The sequence below is a fragment of the Streptomyces sp. NPDC048370 genome (assembly GCF_043200825.1).
GTDB lineage: Bacteria > Actinomycetota > Actinomycetes > Streptomycetales > Streptomycetaceae > Streptomyces.
This window is the reverse complement of record NZ_JBICYI010000024.1, coordinates 21,866-38,866: the sequence shown is the minus strand read 5'-3', so window position 1 is coordinate 38,866 and position 17,001 is coordinate 21,866. Positions and strand designations below refer to the sequence as shown.

General features: G+C 67.6%; 9 protein-coding genes and 3 pseudogenes. 8 read left to right on the top strand and 4 right to left on the bottom strand.

All coding sequences use genetic code 11. The features are described 5' to 3' along the window. Nucleotides 1-156: 156 nt before the first annotated feature. On the top strand, nt 157-1,485 hold the full coding sequence (locus ACGFYP_RS34040) for a class I SAM-dependent RNA methyltransferase (RefSeq protein WP_393501884.1): 1,329 nt from the start codon (nt 157-159) through the stop codon (nt 1,483-1,485). Nucleotides 1,486-2,265: 780 nt separating this feature from the next. Here ACGFYP_RS34040 and ACGFYP_RS34035 read toward each other — a convergent pair. Next, the gene (locus ACGFYP_RS34035; protein WP_393501882.1) at nt 2,266-2,679 is read right to left on the bottom strand and encodes an NUDIX hydrolase; all 414 of its coding nucleotides are present in this window, start codon (nt 2,677-2,679) and stop codon (nt 2,266-2,268) included. Next, nucleotides 2,676-3,338, bottom strand: a pseudogene (locus ACGFYP_RS34030) (NUDIX hydrolase). The gene ACGFYP_RS34035 and the pseudogene ACGFYP_RS34030 overlap by 4 nt, the downstream one beginning before the upstream one ends. A 612-nt stretch (nt 3,339-3,950) precedes the next feature. On the opposite strand from ACGFYP_RS34030, the gene ACGFYP_RS34025 reads away from it, so the two are divergent. From ACGFYP_RS34025 to ACGFYP_RS34005, 5 genes are all read left to right on the top strand, one after another. Then, on the top strand, nt 3,951-5,504 hold the full coding sequence (locus tag ACGFYP_RS34025; protein ID WP_393501880.1) for an N-6 DNA methylase: 1,554 nt from the start codon (nt 3,951-3,953) through the stop codon (nt 5,502-5,504). Then, nucleotides 5,497-6,768, top strand: a complete 1,272-nt coding sequence (locus ACGFYP_RS34020; protein WP_393501878.1) for a restriction endonuclease subunit S — start codon at nt 5,497-5,499, stop codon at nt 6,766-6,768. Before ACGFYP_RS34025 ends, ACGFYP_RS34020 begins: the two co-directional genes overlap by 8 nt. A gap of 22 nt (nt 6,769-6,790) precedes the next feature. After that, entirely contained in the window at nt 6,791-9,868 is a 3,078-nt protein-coding gene (locus tag ACGFYP_RS34015; RefSeq protein ID WP_393501876.1) for a type I restriction endonuclease subunit R, read from the top strand. A 60-nt stretch (nt 9,869-9,928) separates the two neighbouring features. Further along, nucleotides 9,929-10,222 carry a hypothetical protein gene (locus ACGFYP_RS34010; protein ID WP_393501874.1) on the top strand — a complete coding sequence of 98 codons (294 nt, stop codon included), beginning with the start codon at nt 9,929-9,931 and terminating at the stop codon, nt 10,220-10,222. Between the two features lie 215 nt (nt 10,223-10,437). Then, nucleotides 10,438-12,618, top strand: a complete 2,181-nt coding sequence (locus tag ACGFYP_RS34005) for an AIPR family protein (RefSeq protein WP_393501872.1) — start codon at nt 10,438-10,440, stop codon at nt 12,616-12,618. A 115-nt stretch (nt 12,619-12,733) separates the two neighbouring features. Here ACGFYP_RS34005 and ACGFYP_RS34000 read toward each other — a convergent pair. Then, a pseudogene (locus ACGFYP_RS34000) lies at nt 12,734-13,647 on the bottom strand (Na+/H+ antiporter NhaA); the annotation flags it as partial. Here ACGFYP_RS34000 and ACGFYP_RS33995 point away from each other — a divergent pair. Together ACGFYP_RS33995 and ACGFYP_RS33990 are read left to right on the top strand one after the other, a co-directional pair. Continuing rightward, nucleotides 13,555-14,145: pseudogene (locus ACGFYP_RS33995) on the top strand (iron-containing redox enzyme family protein); the annotation flags it as partial. The pseudogenes ACGFYP_RS34000 and ACGFYP_RS33995 sit on opposite strands and share 93 nt — an antisense overlap. A gap of 48 nt (nt 14,146-14,193) precedes the next feature. Further along, complete coding sequence (locus ACGFYP_RS33990; protein ID WP_393501888.1) at nt 14,194-14,631, top strand: SDR family NAD(P)-dependent oxidoreductase; 438 nt, start codon at nt 14,194-14,196, stop codon at nt 14,629-14,631. Between the two features lie 527 nt (nt 14,632-15,158). On the opposite strand, the gene ACGFYP_RS33985 is transcribed toward ACGFYP_RS33990, so the two are convergent. Next, nucleotides 15,159-16,703 carry an FAD-dependent oxidoreductase gene (locus tag ACGFYP_RS33985; protein ID WP_393501870.1) on the bottom strand — a complete coding sequence of 515 codons (1,545 nt, stop codon included), beginning with the start codon at nt 16,701-16,703 and terminating at the stop codon, nt 15,159-15,161. Between the last annotated feature and the right edge of the window lie 298 nt (nt 16,704-17,001).

Genomic DNA, 17,001 nt, shown 5'->3' with positions numbered 1-17,001 from the left:
GCCTCCTCCAGCCCTCGGGGCTCTGGCGCCCCGCTGTGGCTCCGGGGGCCGCCCCCCCCCCGCCGCCCGCCCCGCCCCCGCCCCCCCCCGCCCCCGGCCCCCCCCCCCCCCCCCCCCCCCCCCCCCACCTCTCTCTTCCCCTGGAGTCACCCGATCATGCAGAACGCACCTGTTCCTTCGTTGGTCGGGGAAGAGTACGAGGTCGAGGTCGGTCCCGTGGCGCACGGCGGCCACTGCATCGCGCGTACGGAAGGCGGCCGGGTCCTCTTCGTCCGGCACGCCCTGCCGGGCGAGCGGGTCGTGGCGAAGGTGACGGAGGGCGACGAGACCTCCCGCTACCTGCGCGCGGACGCGATCACGATCCTGGACGCCTCCAAGGACCGGGTGGAAGCCCCCTGCCCCTTCGCGGGCCCGGGCAAGTGCGGCGGCTGCGACTGGCAGCACGCCAAGCCGGGCGCCCAGCGCCGGCTCAAGGGCGAGGTCATCGCCGAGCAGCTCCAGCGCCTGGCCGGGCTCACCCCGGAGGAGGCCGGCTGGGACGGCACCGTGATGCCGGCCGAAGGCGACAAGCTGCCGTCCGGCGAGGTCCCGCAGTGGCGCACCCGCGTCCAGTACGCGGTGGACGCCGAGGGCCACGCGGGCCTGCGCAAGCACCGCTCGCACGAGGTCGAGGTCGTCGACCACTGCATGATCGCGGCCGAGGGCGTCTCCGAACTCGGCATCGAGAAGCGCACCTGGGAGGGGATGGCCTCGGTCGAGGCCATCGCGGCCTCGGGCTCGGGCGACCGCCAGGTGATCCTCACCCCCCGTCCCGGCGCCCGCCTCCCGCTGGTGGAGCTGGACAAGCCGGTCTCCGTCCTCCGCGTCGACGAGAAGGACGGCGGCGTCCACCGCGTCCACGGCCGCCCCTTCGTCCGCGAGCGCGCCGACGACCGCACGTACCGCGTCGGCAACGGCGGCTTCTGGCAGGTCCACCCGAAGGCCGCCCAGACGCTGGTCCTCGCCGTGATGCAGGGCCTGATGCCCCGCAAGGGCGACACCGCCCTCGACCTCTACTGCGGCGTCGGCCTCTTCGCGGGCGCGATCGCCGACCGCGTCGGCGACCAGGGCGCCGTCCTCGGCATCGAGTCCGGCAAGCGCGCGGTCGAGGACGCCCGCCACAACCTCGAGGCCTACGAGCGCGTCCGCATCGAGCAGGGCAAGGTGGAGACCGTCCTCCCGCGCACCCGCATCACGGAGGTCGACCTCATCGTCCTGGACCCGCCCCGCGCAGGCGCCGGCAAGCAGACGGTCAAGCACCTCGCAGGCCTGGGCGCCCGCCGCATCGCGTACGTCGCCTGCGACCCGGCGGCCCTGGCCCGCGACATCGCCTACTTCAAGGAGGGCGGCTACCGGGTCCGGACACTGCGGGCGTTCGACCTGTTCCCGATGACGCATCATGTGGAGTGCGTGGCGATCCTGGAGCCCATCGCGAAGAGCGCCTGACCTGCAGTTTTACCCGGTGTGCGCTACGTGCGTTACGGGCGATATCTTGACGCACATCTGACGCACATCTGACGCACATCTGACGCACGTTTGACGCACGTGCAGCACAAGCTCTGGCGGATCGTCAGCATGCAGATGCAGCCTCCGGTACCGGGACTACAGCCTGGCGCGGGAGGCGGCCTTCTCTGTGAGCTGGCGAGGGCCCCTCCACCCCGACGCCTTGTGATCACGCTCCGTGACGTCGCGACCGTTCCGCGGCATGTGCCGGGTGCCCGCCAGCAGGCGCCCGTTCTACACCGGAGACACGCTCGTCACGCCGTCTCCAAGGTCCGCGACAAGGCCCGTAGGTGCTATGACCGGGGGGCGACGATGATGGTGAGCTCGACTTGGTCGTGGGCTGCCAGCCGCTGCATGCCACTGCTGTCGGCGAGGGCCTGGGTGCCGGTGCGCAGGATGGCCGTGACCATGGGGGAGGGCTGGTCCACGAGGGCCAGTGCGAGGGGACTGGTGCTGCCCTTGGCGATTCAGCCGAGACACAGCCCGTCGCGCTCGACGCTGGTGGCGTTGGGGTCCGCCGGGTTGTGGGGTCTCGGATGAGGTCGAGGCGGGTTCCCGCCGGGAGGCGGGCATGTACCTGCCGTTGCTGGCGTGCCGGACGCCGCGCAGGGAGGTGGTGAACGTGTCCGGCCGCTGAGGATGGTCTTCTGGGCGACGTGCCCACCTGTGTCCGCCCCCCACTAGGCCGACGGGCGCCACGGCGTCCGTCTTCTGTGACCGTCGTCAGCGGCTCAGAACCGCGTCCAGATGCTCCTGCACCGGCTCGAACAGGCCGTAGGGGACGTACTGATTAATCTCTGCATGGGCAACCCATGTGAGTTCGGCTAGCTCGTCGGTGTCCGCCACGTGCGCGTCGCCACCGACTACGTCGCAGGCCGTGTAGGACATCAGCCGTCCGGTGGACGGGTGGACCCGTTCACCGAGGAGCTTCACCGCCTTCACGGTCAGGCCGGTCTCCTCCTGAGTCTCGCGCATGGCGGCATCCTCGCGGGCTTCGCCCTGCTCGACCTCGCCGGCCGGGAACTGCCAGGAGAGCTGGCCTTCGCTGACCCGGCGCCGCACCATGAGCACGCGGCCCTCGTGAACCACGATGGCCGCGGCGATGCCCGGTCGCTCGTCAGCGTTCTGCTGCGTCACGTCTGCTCCCCCAGGACGGCCAGGATGGGTGGGAAGATCGTATCGACGGGGATGAACCGGGTGAGTGAGTTTTTCGGAACCCACATGACGTCCGCGTTCTCCGCGGCGTCGGCGTTGGCTGCCTCCCCTGCCAGGTACTCGCACAGGAAGTACTCGCACAGCACCCGGTCACCGGGTGGAGGCGATTCCCCAGGTGCTGGCGCACTGCGCAGTGGACGCCCGTCTCATCCAGGGTTTCCCGCACTGTGGTGGTCTCGGCCTTGCCCCCGGGCTTGATCACTCCGGCGGGGAACTGCCACGGATCCCGGACGCGTCGTCGTGCCGCCGGCACACCAGCAGGACCTGGTTGTCGCGGATGACCAGGGCGATGGCGACCCGGAGCGCCTGAGCGCCGGCCTGACTGGACGCCGCCGCGCTGCGCTCGTTTGCGACCAGGAGGGCAGGGCGAATCGCTGACGGGCTGCCGAAGGAGCTTGTTCGTACGCGGAGTCGAGGAGCTGCTGCATCTCCTTGCGCGGTACGACGACGGCGTCGGAGTGCCAACCCGCGACGGTTCGGACAGCGATGCCGAGCTGTGCGGCGAACTGTTCGTTGGTGAGCCGGAGCGCGGACTGGAGCATGCACGCGTACCGCCCGCTCCAGAGCTCGATGACCTCCACGCGCCGCCCCTTCTCGTCGCCGCCCTCGGTGCAGGAACCCATGCGCTGAAGGTGCACTCCAACTGCACTGGGGCTTCATGGTCGTGCGGGGCGCGCCCAGCTAATTCGTCTGGGCCGAGGTGCCGGCCCGGCCACCGGCCGCCATCAGCGAAGCACCCGATGGTCTCAGCCAGACCACCCCACTCCTTCTGGGACAGGTCCCAGCCTCGCTACGGGAGCTCTAGGAACCCAGTCCACCCTCCGCCCCTGGAAGCGCGGCGAGCCGAGCTCAGGGGCCCAGGCGTAGGAGCCGAGGCTGGCGGTTCACGATCAGGACAGTCACCTCGGCACGTGCCCTTACCGATGCGAACACGACGGGCACCAGCACGGCAGTGTCCTGAAGGAACCGGAAGATCATCGAGCGGCAGCGTCCTGCTGCTGGCAGCAGCTCCTGCTTGTCATAGCCGAGCGATATCGTTGGTGGGTCGCCCGCCCGGGGTAGTACAACACCCGCGCGGGCTCACACGCGATGGGACACGCTCGACGCATTCCGAACTTGACCCGTCGGGCTACCCGCAGTAACGCACGGCCTTCGGGTCGCCGCCCTTTGACGAGCAAGGACACCCCCGACTGATGGCAGTGACCCAGCAGGAGATCGAGAACCGGTTGTGGGACGCCGCCGACGAGCTGCGCGTGGCGATGCCCGAAGCGCAGTACTCCTCGGTCGTCTTCCCGCTGATGTTCTGGAAGTACCTGTCGGATACCTGGGAGCACAACCACCAGGAGTTCTTGGCCCAGTACGAGGGCTTGGATGGCCTGTCCCCCGAGGAAGCCCGCGAGATCGAGTACCGCGACCACCAGTCGTTCGAGATTCCGTTCATCCACGCTGGAACCGTCCAGGAACTTCGCGCCTCTTGGTCCTCCATCCTCGCCACCGTCGCCCAGCACGGCCTCGGCCAGCGGGTTCGCGCTTCCCTTCAGGCCATCGAGTCAGCCAACCCTGACAAGTTCTCCCGTCTGTTCGGGTCCATGACCTGGACCTCCGAAGCGGTGCTGCCAGGGGAGGTGCTGGCCTCGGTCATGCGGGCGATGAACCGCACTCCGAAAATGCACGAGGGCAACATGTCCCACGACGTGCTCGGTGGAGCGTACGAGTACCTGCTCAAGCGCTTCTCCGACGGGTCAGGCACCCGCGCCGGCCAGTTCTTCACCCCGCGTGAGGTCGTCGAGCTGATCATCGAGCTGCTGGACCCCAAGAACCACGAGTCGGTGTACGACCCGACCTGCGGGTCTGGTGGCATGCTCATTGCCGCCGCAAACCTCCTGAAGGCCCGCGGCGGGCGGGGGTACACACTCAGCCTGAACGGGCAGGAGGCGGTAACGGATACCGCAGGTGTGGCCCGCATGAACCTCTTCATGCACAATCTGACCGAGTTCAAGGTCGAGGTCGGCGACACCCTGAGGGATCCGCGCTTCAAGAAGCCGGACGGGTCCGTCAAGCAATTCGACGTGATTGTTGCTAATCCGCCCTACAGCCTGAAGTGGAAGCCCTGGACCAACGACCCACGCGCCATCGGAGGGGTCGCCCCACAGTCGTCGGCGGACTGGGCATTCGTGCAGCACATGATCGCCAGCATGGATCCGAAGAAGGGCCGTGCCGGCGTCGTCCTGCCGCACGGCGTCCTCTTCCGAGGTGGCCAGGAGGCAGCCATCCGCCGGCGCGTCCTGGACGACCGCCTCCTGGAAGCCGTGATTGGGCTGCCTTCGAACCTCTTCTACAGCACGTCGATTCCGACCTGCGTCCTCGTATTCCGTCCCCCCGGCACCAGGACCCCGGAGCGGCAGGACGGCGTGCTGTTCATCGACGCCTCCACACGTTTCACCAAAGCCAAGAACCGCAACCTCCTCACTGACGCAGACATCACCGACGTCGTGACGGCCTACCACTCGGGCTCCGACGGTGGCGGAGAGGCTGGCCTCTCGGCGCGGTTTGTCCCCACCACAGAGATCGTGGCGAACGGGTACGACCTCAACATCGGCCGGTACATCAAGCAGGCCGCCGCCGAGCAGGAGGACCTCGGCACCCTCATCGACGCCTACAACATCGCCCGCGTCGAGCGCGAGAAGACCGAGCAGCGCATGCTCGCGGTCCTCTCTTCCGCCGGGATCGAGGGCTTCGATGAGTGACTGGCAGCAGATCAGCCTCGGTGATCTTGAGACTCCCGTACGTCGCAAGGGAGCCGTTCCGCCGCAGAGTTCGAGGACTTCGGTAAGTGACGGCTATCCGCTTCGTCCGCTCGGGGAAGTGATGCACCTCGACATCCAGCGCACACCGATGAAGCCTGCAACTACCTACCACCTAGCCGGGGTCCTCAATGCAGGGAAGGGAGTTGTTGCTAAGGGCGAGCTCGACGGCGGAGATACAGAGTACGCAGCAATGAATGTGCTGCGCGCTGACCAGGTCGTGATGCGAAAACTGACGGCGTGGGAAGGCCCGATCACCGTAGTACCTGCCGAGTTCGACGGATTCGTCGTCAGCAACGAATTCCCGACGTTCACGCTTGGTCCAGAACTGATGCCCGACTGGATGAGGCACGTATGTGGCTCACCGCGACTGTGGGCAGAGATGAAGAACCGAGTGAGCGGGACAGTTCAACGGCGCAAGCGCCTCAACCCAGAGCAACTTTTGCAGATCCAACTGCCGATCCCACCCCGGGAGGTACAAGCTCTGATCGTCGAGATTCTCGATGCGGTCGATGACCAGATCGCAGCACTCGACAAAGAGGCTGAGGCGCTGGACCGCGTATCGATGGCAGTTGCCGAGGACATGCTCGCGGACGAACCAACCGTGGCGCTCGGGACGATGCTCAATGACATTCGAGGTGGCAAGAGTCCCCAGGCGAACAATAGGCCCCCAGGCGCTGACGAGCTTGGCGTGTTGAAGGTCAGCGCGGTAACGCCCTTCGCGTTCCTCCCGGAAGAGTCCAAGAGCCTTCTACCTGGCACGTTCATGCCTGAGGCCGCGCTTGTTCGGCCCGGAGACGTACTCATCACGCGAGCGAACACGCCTTTGCGAGTCGGGGCCGTCGCACGAGTCCCTGCCGATGTTCGAGACGGCCTCTACCTTGCTGACAAGACCCTTCGCCTAGTGTCATCGTCACAGCTGGACGCGGACTTCCTCGTGGTAGCTATGGCACTGGAGGCGGCCCGGAACCACCTCACGAGTTCGGCTACAGGGACCAGCGCGTCCATGGTCAACGTCAGCCAAGACCGCATTCGTGACACGCCTATCCCGCTTCCTGACTTTAGTCGGCAGAGGGAAGTGGCCTCCGCCGTACTTTCCGTTCGTGCGAACACCGATGGGGTGCGCGCTGAATCTGCCTGCCTCCGGAAGGCGCGCTCCGGCCTACTCGCTGGACTGTTGGACCAGAGCATCACCATGGACATTTAGTCTGACCAGGGGGGTCTGAGGCGTGGCGAAGGGTATTCGGGAGCGCGAGTTCCAGAACCAGATGATCCAGTGGTCCCTGCCGATGGGTTGGGACTACACCGCGGGCCGGGTGCTACCGCGGGAGACCATACAGACGGTGATCGTCTCCCACTTGCGGGAGGCCATCGTCAAGCTCAACCCAGGGGTGATTGACGGTTTTGACCTGGACGCGGTGATCGAGGAAGTGGTGGCCACGGTCACCGCAGTCGAAGGCGGACTGGTACGGGCCAACGAGCAGGTACTGCGCCTGTTGCGAGGGCGGAAGGAGTTCCGGGACAACGACGGCGTGTGGCACACGCTGAAGCTGGTGGACTTCGACACGCTGACCGCCAACACAATGGTCGTCTCGGACGAAGTGACCATCAGCGTGCCGGGCAAGACCTCCCGCCGGTTCGACCTCGTCTACTGGGTCAACGGCCTTCCCCTGGTCGTGGTCGAGGTGAAGTCCCCGACCGCGAAGTCCGCCTGGGCTGACGCCGCACGCGATATCAACGACGTGTACGCCACGGAGTACCCGTGGTTCTTCACACCCAACGTGTTCGCTGTCGCCACGGACGGGCTAAAGCTGCGGTTCGGTGCCGCTGGCGCGCCCACCAACCTGTGGCAGCCGTTCCGATCCACCGACGATGACGAGAACCTGTCCGGCCACGCAGACGTGAAGCGCTCCGTCGAGCTGTTGATGAACCCGGCCACGGTCTTGGACTTGCTCGCCAACTTCGTCCTTTTCGACACCGCCGGGGGAGGGACCGACAAGAAGTACCTCCCCCGCTACCCGCAGATGGAAGCTGCGCACCTGATCCACGAGCGCGTGCTGCAGGGCGGCTCGAAGGGGCTGGTATGGCACCACCAGGGCTCTGGAAAAACCCTCCTCATGGTCTTCGCCGCCGCGCTCCTGCTGGCCGATACTCGCACCGAGTCGCCCACGATCATTCTGCTTTCGGACCGAACTCATCTCGTCCGGCAGACCTCAGGGGTCTTCACCTCGGCGATGGGGGATGCGTACTTCCACAAGCCTTCGAACAGCCAGAAGTTGCGTACCTTGCTGGCCGACGACGTGCGTGGCGTCATCTCCACGACCGTCCACAAGTTCGCCGAGGCCGGCAAGAACCTGTCGGTCCGGAGCAACATCATCGTGCTCGTCGACGAGGCACACCGCACCCAGTCCTCCGATGAGGAGTCCCTGGCCGGGCAGATGCGCGCAGCGTTGCCCAACGCGAGGTTCTTCGGCATGACCGGGACACCCATTAGGAATCTCGCCACCGACACCTTCGATCTCTTCGGGGAGGAGGGCGACCCGGGCAGGGTGATGCACCGGTATTCGGTGTCCCGCTCTCTGCTGGACGAGGCGACCGTCCCGGTTGTCCTGCATCCGCATCCGGTCTCCTTCGACATGGACGACCAGGCGTTGCAGGCCGAGTTCGACGAGTTCGCTGACGACTTCGACCTTGATGCCCCCGACCGTGAGGCCCTGTCCCGTAAGTTCGGACGCCTGACCTCGGTGTTCGCCAACCCTGACCGTATCGAAACGGTCTGCCAGCACATCGTGGACCACTACCTGTCCGGCGCTTACCGCAACGGCCTCAAGGCGCAGGTCGTCGCTTACAACCGTGAGCTGGCAGTGGTGTACACGGACAAGATCAACGAGCTGCTTGCCGGCTTCGAAGCATCCCAGGTGCTCGGCGAAGTCGGGAAACACCAGCGGATCACGGCAGAAGTGAACATCTCCGTCTCGGACTCCAAGACCGAAGACGTTGACATGAAGCCGTACCAGCTCTCGGAGACCGAGGAAGAGGAGCAGAAGCGGCGGTTCCTCAGCCCGGACGACCCGCTGTGCTTCCTGGTGGTGACCGCGAAGCTGATGACCGGGTTTGACGCACCCAACGAGGGCGTCCTCTACCTGGACAAGCCGCTGAAGGCACACAACCTGTTCCAGACAATCACTCGTCCGAACCGGACCTGGGTGTCACCGACCGGTTTCGTGAAGACCTCGGGCGTGGTCGTGGACTACATCGGCTTGGCTGAAGAGGTCCAGCGGGCCGTCGTCGACCCCACCTCGGCTGGGCCCAGCAAGGGTGGCGGGTTCGTCACCGACTTGTCCGAACTGGTCAAGGAGTTCCGTAAAGCCTTCGCCCGTATCGAGGACCTCCTCGCGGACGTGGACGACCTGGACCTGACAGTCCATGGATACCAGTCCGTCCGATCCATCAACGTCTTCCTGGACGCCAACCCCGACGCTGCCGAGGTGTTCAGCAAGGACTACCGACTCTTGGCCCGCCTGTACCCGCTCATCAACACTGACAAGCGGGTCGTCAAGTACAGCGACGGCTTCGGACTATTCGGGTCCGTGTACACGACCCTCTTCAAGAAGTCCTCGGACGAGGAGAGGAAGGAACGGCTCGCTGAGCTGGGGCCGATGGTCCTGGAGATCATCAACGCCCACGTCCACTCCTTCTCCGTGGTCGCCTCTCAGGAGGAGACCCTTGTGCTGGACGCCCAAGGCATCGCCATCCTCAAGGAGCTGCTGGCGCTCGTCCGCCCGAAGACCGACAAGGGCGGCAGCGAGGATACGCCTCCGCCGTCAGCTGCGGAGATCTTGGACCACATCAAGGCTGCCCTCGACAAGGGCGTCGAACCGGATTCCGCGAAGTACACCGCCCTAGCGGAGCGGATCAAGCAGCTGCGGGACCGGATCATCCAGAATGCCCAGGACGCACTGGACTTCCTGTCCGAAGCACTTCGCGTGGCCCGGGCGATCGTCAACGCCGAGAAGCACCCCGACGAAGCGGTCGTCGTACTGGACGACGACCGCATCGGTGTCCTGTCGCGGATAATCCACGACCACGCACCTCCCGGCCTCACCATCACGGAGAAGTACCTGGCCGAGGAAATCGACCAGGTAGTTACCCGCACCCTCGCTCGATCATGGGACAACGCCGACGCCCGCAACCGAGGCGCCCGCCGCGCCACCGCTGCGGTCTTCCGCCGTTACGCACTGAAGCCGGTGGGAGAGCCATACGACTCCACCGTCGCCTACATCGAAGCCCACTACCTCGTTGACTGACGAATGCACGGAGGCCCGGCAGCCTGCCGCAGTTGCCGGGCCTCGTCTCGCTGCTCGGCCGTGATCTATCCCCTGGGACACGATGCGATTCAGCTCCTCGGCGGCGGCTACCAGGTATCACTGCCGGAGTTCGACGCGCTGGCTGATGCGTACGTCCGGATTTGCGGTCCGCATGCCGAGTGGGCCCGCGCTTCTCGGGCCCACTCGGCACGTTGCCGCACTGAGCTGAATCAGGTGACGGAGGAGTTGATCTCGCGGCAGGGCACCCTCGGTACCGCACGACCCGTCGACGGCGACGTCAGCGACGAAGCGGTCCAATTGCGACGAGGAATCGGGATGTTGCTTCTCGCGTAGGGACGGATGCCGGAGGCGCGGCGGATTCTCACCTTGCTCCGCAAGGACGTGCGGGTGGTTCTCGGGTCTGACGACGAGATGACCGAGGCGCTGGCACTGCTTGGCCTCGGCAGGCCGACTTCCAAAACGGACGACGCGGTGCCTACCGTCATGGGACGATCTTGCCCACAGGCGGGAGTGGACGACACCGCTGTGCCCCCGGGGAGGTACAAAGCATGACCATCAAGCACGCTGGGACTGGCGAATCGGACTTGACCTTGCAGGTCCGCCAGGTCAAGCAGGCTTTGAAGACGGTCTACCTGGACTCAGGGCTTGTCGACGGCAGCGATCTGGCGGGGAAGGCGGGCGATGACCTCGAGAGGCGGATGCTCTCAAGGGCGCTGACCGCCCAAGCTGTCCGGATCGTCACAGGGTTCGGCGCGCAGGAAGCAGCGCTCACGGTGATTGACGGGATTGCCGACAAGGGGATCGATGCCATCGCCGTCGTGGACGGCTCGGACCCGCATGTCTATCTTGTCCAGGCGAAATGGAGCAAGGACGGCAAGGCCAAGGGCGAGCGGGAGGCTGTCTGGGAGCTGCTCGCAGGACTGCGGCTCATCGACGACGAGGACTTCGCCGCGTTCAATCCGCGCGGGCGCCAGTTGGCGGAGTACGCCAAGGCCGTGATGGCGAAGGGCCCGACTCCGGTCACTCAGGTTGTGGTCCTGATGCGAGCCGACGAGGTGAGCGAGGGCTTCCGCCACGCCCTGGTTGACGGCGAGAAGGAGTTTAATCGCCACGGAGAGGTCCTCGACCACCGGATCATTCTCGGGCCCGAGGTCTGGGCATCGGTGCGAGAGGATTTGGCGCCCAAGCCGGTTCAACTCACGGCTGACCTCTTCCCGTGGTTCGCGGTCAGTGTCCCGTACGAGTCCTACCAGGGTGTCGTAGAGGCCGAGCAGGTGGCCCAATGGATGAATCACGGCACGAATTTGTTCAACTTGAACATCCGCAATCCGCTGGGCCGAACACCGATCAACAACGAATTGATCAGCACGCTCAGTGAGGAGCCGGACAACTTCTGGTACTTCAACAACGGCGTCACGGTGCTCTGTGAGTCGGTGGAGCGAACCCACCAGGCCATCCGTAACCCGCAGGCACGTCCGATCACGCTGACGCTGCACAACGCTAGCGTCGTCAACGGAGCCCAGACCGTCAGGTCGGTGGCCGAGGCGGTTGCCGCGGATGAATCGGCTGCGGACGCCAAGGTAGGTATCCGAATCATCGTGACGGGCAAGGCCGCGGAATTCGCCAAGCGGACTACCCAGGCAACGAACCGGCAGAACAGGGTGGAACCTCGGGACTTCATCGCCCTCGACCCGGTCCAGGCCGCCATCCTGGAGGAGATGCGGGCCGAACTTGGCCTTGAGTACAGCGTCCGGCGAAGCGAACTGGACCCAACCGAGGACACTGGCTGCTCACTGGTCGAAGCTGCCTGCGCGCTGGCCTGTGCCCACCCCGACAGCCAGTACGCGGCCAGGATGGCGACTACCCTCGATGTCCTGTGGGAGCGAGGCTCGCAGGGCATCTACGACGTGTTGTTCCGGCCTCAGCCCAGCGCTTACCTGCTGTGGAATACGGTCCGGATATTGCGGGAGGTCCGCCGCACCCTCCACGCCCTTCGGGCCGGATACGAGGGTCGCGGTGCCGCGCTCACCGAGCATGGTCTCTATCTGCTCACCCATCTCGTGTTCCGTCGCCTCGACACCGAGTCCATCGACGAGCCGGATCCAAAGCAAGAGTGGGTAACCACAGCTGAGGCACAAGTGCCCGGCCTAGTGCGTGAGCTGTTGCCTGCGGTCGCCGGGGCGATCGACCAGTTGTACGGCGAGCGCTCGCAGATCCGTGCCGTGTGCGCAGATGTTGCCCGCTGCCGTGAGGTCGTCGGCCGTGTGCTCCGCACCACGGTCGGGTACGAGGATCAGCCGGCGCTCGACAAGTACCGTCGGGTGCCGGCGCAACGCAAGCCCCGCCGTCCCAACGCGGTTCACGTCCTCATCGACCGAGGCGCACTTGACGAGGGCGCCCCTCTCACCCTCACCACGGCCTACCCGTTGGAGACGGAGGCCCTCAAGGACTGGCTCGCCGAGGACGAGAAACGTGGCCGGGCTACCTGGACCAGGCACCGCACCAAGCCGATTATTTGGGCCGCCGACGGCCGGCAGTATTCGCCGTCCGGACTGATCACCCGAATGTGGGAGCTGGCCGAGTGGGCAGACCGCCCGGTGGCGAACCAGGGCACTGCCCGATGGGTGACGGCTGCTGGCGAGACGCTCGCAGACCTGGCCTGGCGGATTCTCGGAGAGCTCGAAGAACCGGACGACGACGAGATGTCGGCTGCGACGCCCAGCAACTAACGGGAGCCGGTAGGGAGCCATGCTGCTCCATTCAGCCCGTGGAGGAGAACCGCCGTCAGGCCAGGACATGCCGCCAGGCGGACTCAGACTGCTTCCGCCAGTGCAGTATCGGCCACCGCATGAATACCGCGCCCAGGGCGGGGCCGGAGATGCTCACCCCTGCGGCGAACAGCGCGAACAGCGGCACGGCGATGCCGGCGGAGATCGGATGGACCAGGTGCGCGACCCGCGAGGCCGGCGAGACCTTCTCGCCCGCGTCGCGGTTGGTGCGCAGGATCAAGCCCATGGCGACGCCTGCGACGGTGGCGTGGACGCCGCCGTTGTACATCAGCGCCCAGATCGCCACCCCGAGGGGCACGTACCACCACCAGCCGCGCACCCGCAGCCGCTGCAGCAGGTGGAAGAGCCCCAGGCCCGCGAAGGCACCGGCAAGCGCCCACAGGTTCAGGTCGGAGTGAAGAACACCGCGTTGATCAGGATCGCGCCGAGGTCGTCGACCACGGCGAGGGTGAGGAGGAAGGCGCAGCGCGGCCGGCAGGTGCGTGGAGAGCACCGCGAGAACCGCGAGGGCGAAGGCGATGTCGGTGGCCATGGGGACGGCCCAGCCCGCATGGCTGCCGCCGCTCGCTGTGACCGTGGCCAGGTAGAGGGCGGCGGGCACGGCCATCCCGCGTATCGCGGCGATGACGGGCAGCGCGGCGGTGGCCGGGGTCCGTGTTCACCGACGCCCAGCTCGCGTTTCAGCTCGATCCTGGCCACGAGGAAGAGCACGGCCAGCAGCCCGTCGGCCGTCCAGTGCCCCACCGACAGGTCCAGGCCCAGGGCTGGTATCCCGAAGTGGAAGTCGCGTATGGACGCGTACGCCGCGCTCCACGGGCTGTTCGCCCAGATCAGCGCGAGGACAGCCGCGGCGAGAAGGACCAGGCCACCGGCGTCTGGGTCGTCCCCCGGCTCACCGGCCGGGCCAAGGCTGCGATGGTCGCCATCGAGTACGACGAGTTCGGCGCATGCCGCGCCGAGCGCATCCACGCGCGGCTCTTCGCCGACCTACTGGCAGACCTCGGCCTGGACACCGGCTACGGCCGCTACCTGGACCACGCGCCGGCGCCCCTGCTCGCGACCGTGAACCTGATGTCGCTCTTCGGGCTGCACCGCGCCCTGCACGGCGCGCTCGTAGGGCACTTCGCCTGCGTCGAGGTCACCTCCTCACCCGGCTCCAAGCGCCTCGCCAACGCCATGCGCCGCTGCGGGGCTGGAGCCGCCGCCGAGCACTTCTACGCCGAGCACGTCGAAGCCGACGCCGTCCACGAACAGGTCGTACGCCGCGACGTCATCGGCGGCCTCCTCGCCGACGAGCCCGCCCTCGAAGCCGACGTCGCCTTCGGCTGCGCTGCGACGATCCTGCTGGAGGACCGCCTCGCCGACCACATCCGCGAAGCCTGGGACCAGGACCGCAGCGCGATGCGCAGGCCCCTGCCGGACAGCGGGCCGGCCCGGCAGGAGGCGGCCGCACCCGCTGTCGCGTGAGCATGGGCGGCTCACCCCGCCCGCCCTCGCCGTGTAGAGCCGCCCGGGCTGGCAGACGCCCGGCATGACCAGCCGCGGTGGGCGCGACCATCCGCGCGGCCACGGGCCCCTGGAGGGCCGCGTCGCGTCGTCACGGGCGCCGCACGCGGACTCGGCCACGGGCTGGCGTACGCCCTGTCCCGTCACGGCGCCCGGGTGGCGCTGGTGGGCCTGGAAGGAGAACGCCTCGCCCGTCTCGCGTCAGACCTGCCCGGAGCGGCCGGGCACTGGACCGTCGACGTGACCGACGCCGACGAGCTCGCCGCCACCGCCGAAGCAGTGCCCCCCGGCGCCGTGGTCACCCCCGCCGACCTGCAAATGGGGCCCAGGTCATGTACTACGGCGGCGATCTGGTCGAAGCCGCCCTCGCCATCCTTCTGGCCGCTTCCTGGTACCAGGCCACCGGCCGGGCCCAGCAACAGCGCCGCCGACCGGGCAGGGAGGTAAGCCACGCGCCCGCGCTGCTCTGACCGGGCGTGAAGCCCATGCCAGAGCCGCAGACGTGACCCAGCTGCCCTTCCGCGGGCGCCCGCCAGCGGCGCCAGTGGAGCTGTCACGGCAGCTGGGTAGGCCAGGAAGCCACGAGCCGGTGCCTCACGGGAGGCCCGCCCCTGCGGCGAGCGGCCCCGCCCACGGGTAGCTGTGTCCATTACGGACTGACCGGCGCAGCCGTTCCCCAGAGGCCGGCTCCCTGGCGCAGGAGGAGAAGAACCTGCTGGTCGTCAGGTCGGTGCGGCCCGGGAAGCCAGACCAGGACGATGCGGCCGGTCGCGAGCGCCATCTCCGTCCACGAGTCCGGCACGAGGCCGGGAGGAGATCGGTAGAACTCAGCTCCGCCGTAGATCACGACCACAACGCTGCCCCTTACGACGGTCGACCAGGACGTGTCCGGCCTGGCGCCGGCGACTGCGGCGTAGCCCAGCGCCAAGTGGAGCGAGAGGTCACAAGGGACAGGGGAGCAGGGGTACACCCCCTCACAGTCCCCCGGGGTCCTGCCGTTCCAGAGGGTGCAGTGCCGGCCCCTGCACCACTTCGCCGTCAATGCCGAAGCGGGAGCCGTGGCACGGGCACTCCCATGTGCGTTCGGCGTTGTTGAAGGCGACGATGCACCCCAGGTGGGTGCAGACGGCGGACACGGCGTGCAGTTCGCCCTGGTCGTCGCGGTGCACGGCGCAGGGTTTGCCATCGGCCCGGACCACGGTTCCTTCGCCTGGCCGCAGGTCGCGGACGGGGCCCGCCGTGCCCTCGCCGAACGTGTTGAGGCGGTCCTTGACGAAGTGTTGCCCGGTGTCCCACTGCGCCTTGAGGAACGCCGGTGCGGACTGCGCGGCGGAGGCGATTCGGCCAGGGTCGTAGAGGCCTGCCCATCGCTGGGGCGCGCCACCGACGAGGGAGGCGATGAGCGCCCCGGCCATGACCCCGCCCGTCATTCCCCAGCCCGCGAAGCCGGTTGCGACGTACACGTTCTCGCCGGCCGTGGGCAGCCTGCCGACGAGTGGCACGGTGTCCGTCGAGCTGTTGTCCTGCGCCGCCCATCGGTGGGAGATGCTCACCCCGGGGAAGTGTCGCTCGGTCCAGCTCTCCAGGCGGGCGTATCCCGCCTCGGTGTCTTCGCCGCTGCCGGGAGTGAACGCCTCGCCGGTGACGATGAGCAGGCGGTTACCGTTCGCGAGGGGAGAGGTGCGGACGGAGCGTTTGCCGCCTTCTGTGGTGATGTACATCCCGCGGGGGTCCCGATCGGCGGGCAGCGAGCCCGCGACAACCAGGTCGCGGTGCTGGGTGAGCCGGGGTGCGAGGACGGCGTGGTCGAAGACGGGGTGGTGGGCGGCCACGACAACGTGTCGGGCGGATACGGTCGCCCCGGCCTCCGTGGTGAGTCGGTACGGGTCCCCCTCGTCGAGGCGGGTGACACGGGCGCCCTCGTGGATCCGGCCGCCGCGCGCGACGATGTCGTCGACGAGCCCGCGCAGGTACTTCAGCGGATGGAACTGGGCCTGGTCCTCGACCTGCACGGCGCCGGCGACGGGGAAGGGCAGGCCGGTCTCGGTGACGAACGACGCGTCGAGACCGGCTGCCCGGGCTGCCTCGGCTTCCGCGCGCAACGCGTCGGCGCCGTCCGGCTGCTCGCAGTAGGTGAGAGCCGGGCGCCTCTCGAGTTCGCAGTCGATGCCGAGCTCTTCGGCGATGTCGAACACGCGTTGCAGGGCTGCGCTCTGGGAGTCCGCGTAGTCGCGGGCCGCTTCGTCGCCGTGCTTGGACCGGAGCGTGTCGTACACGGAGGTGTGCAGTGCGGTGAGCTTTCCCGTCGTGTGCCCCGTGACGCCGCCGGCCAGGCGGTCGGCTTCCAGCACGATGACGTTCAAACCCGCCCGAACGAGTTCCCACGCCGTGCTGAGGCCCGCGATTCCGGTGCCGATGACCGCGACATCCGCCTCGGCGGGCGCCGAAAGAGGGGCGAAGGACGGAAAAGACGCCGTCCGCATCCAGTAGGACCGTCCGGCATCGGGAAGTCGGCTCATGGTCTGCGACTGCCCGAGAAAGCGAACGTGATGCGCGGTCGCTCCGCCGGCCACCCGCGCATTGCGGTTTCCCGCCGACAGCCGGCGTACGCGCTGTCCCGTCGGGGCACTGGTGGCGCTGGTGGCTCGGAAGGCGGGCGCCTTACCCGCCTCGCGGCGGACCTGCCAGGGGGGACCCGAGCATGGAGGGGCGAGGTGACCGGGGCCGACGAGCTCGGCACCGCAGCCGGAGCGGTCACGGAACCTCGGCAGCCCCTGTCGTCCCCGACACGGGCGTGGCCCTCGGCCGGCCCCCGCT

Excerpts from the sequence above, each read along its gene's own strand:
- ACGFYP_RS33985 (WP_393501870.1), bottom strand. The coding sequence starts at position 16,703 with ATGAGCCGACTTCCCGATGCCGGACGGTCCTACTGGATGCGGACGGCG.
- ACGFYP_RS34005 (WP_393501872.1), top strand. The coding sequence starts at position 10,438 with ATGACCATCAAGCACGCTGGGACTGGCGAATCGGACTTGACCTTGCAG.
- ACGFYP_RS34040 (WP_393501884.1), top strand. The coding sequence starts at position 157 with ATGCAGAACGCACCTGTTCCTTCGTTGGTCGGGGAAGAGTACGAGGTC.
- ACGFYP_RS34020 (WP_393501878.1), top strand. The coding sequence starts at position 5,497 with ATGAGTGACTGGCAGCAGATCAGCCTCGGTGATCTTGAGACTCCCGTA.
- ACGFYP_RS34025 (WP_393501880.1), top strand. The coding sequence starts at position 3,951 with ATGGCAGTGACCCAGCAGGAGATCGAGAACCGGTTGTGGGACGCCGCC.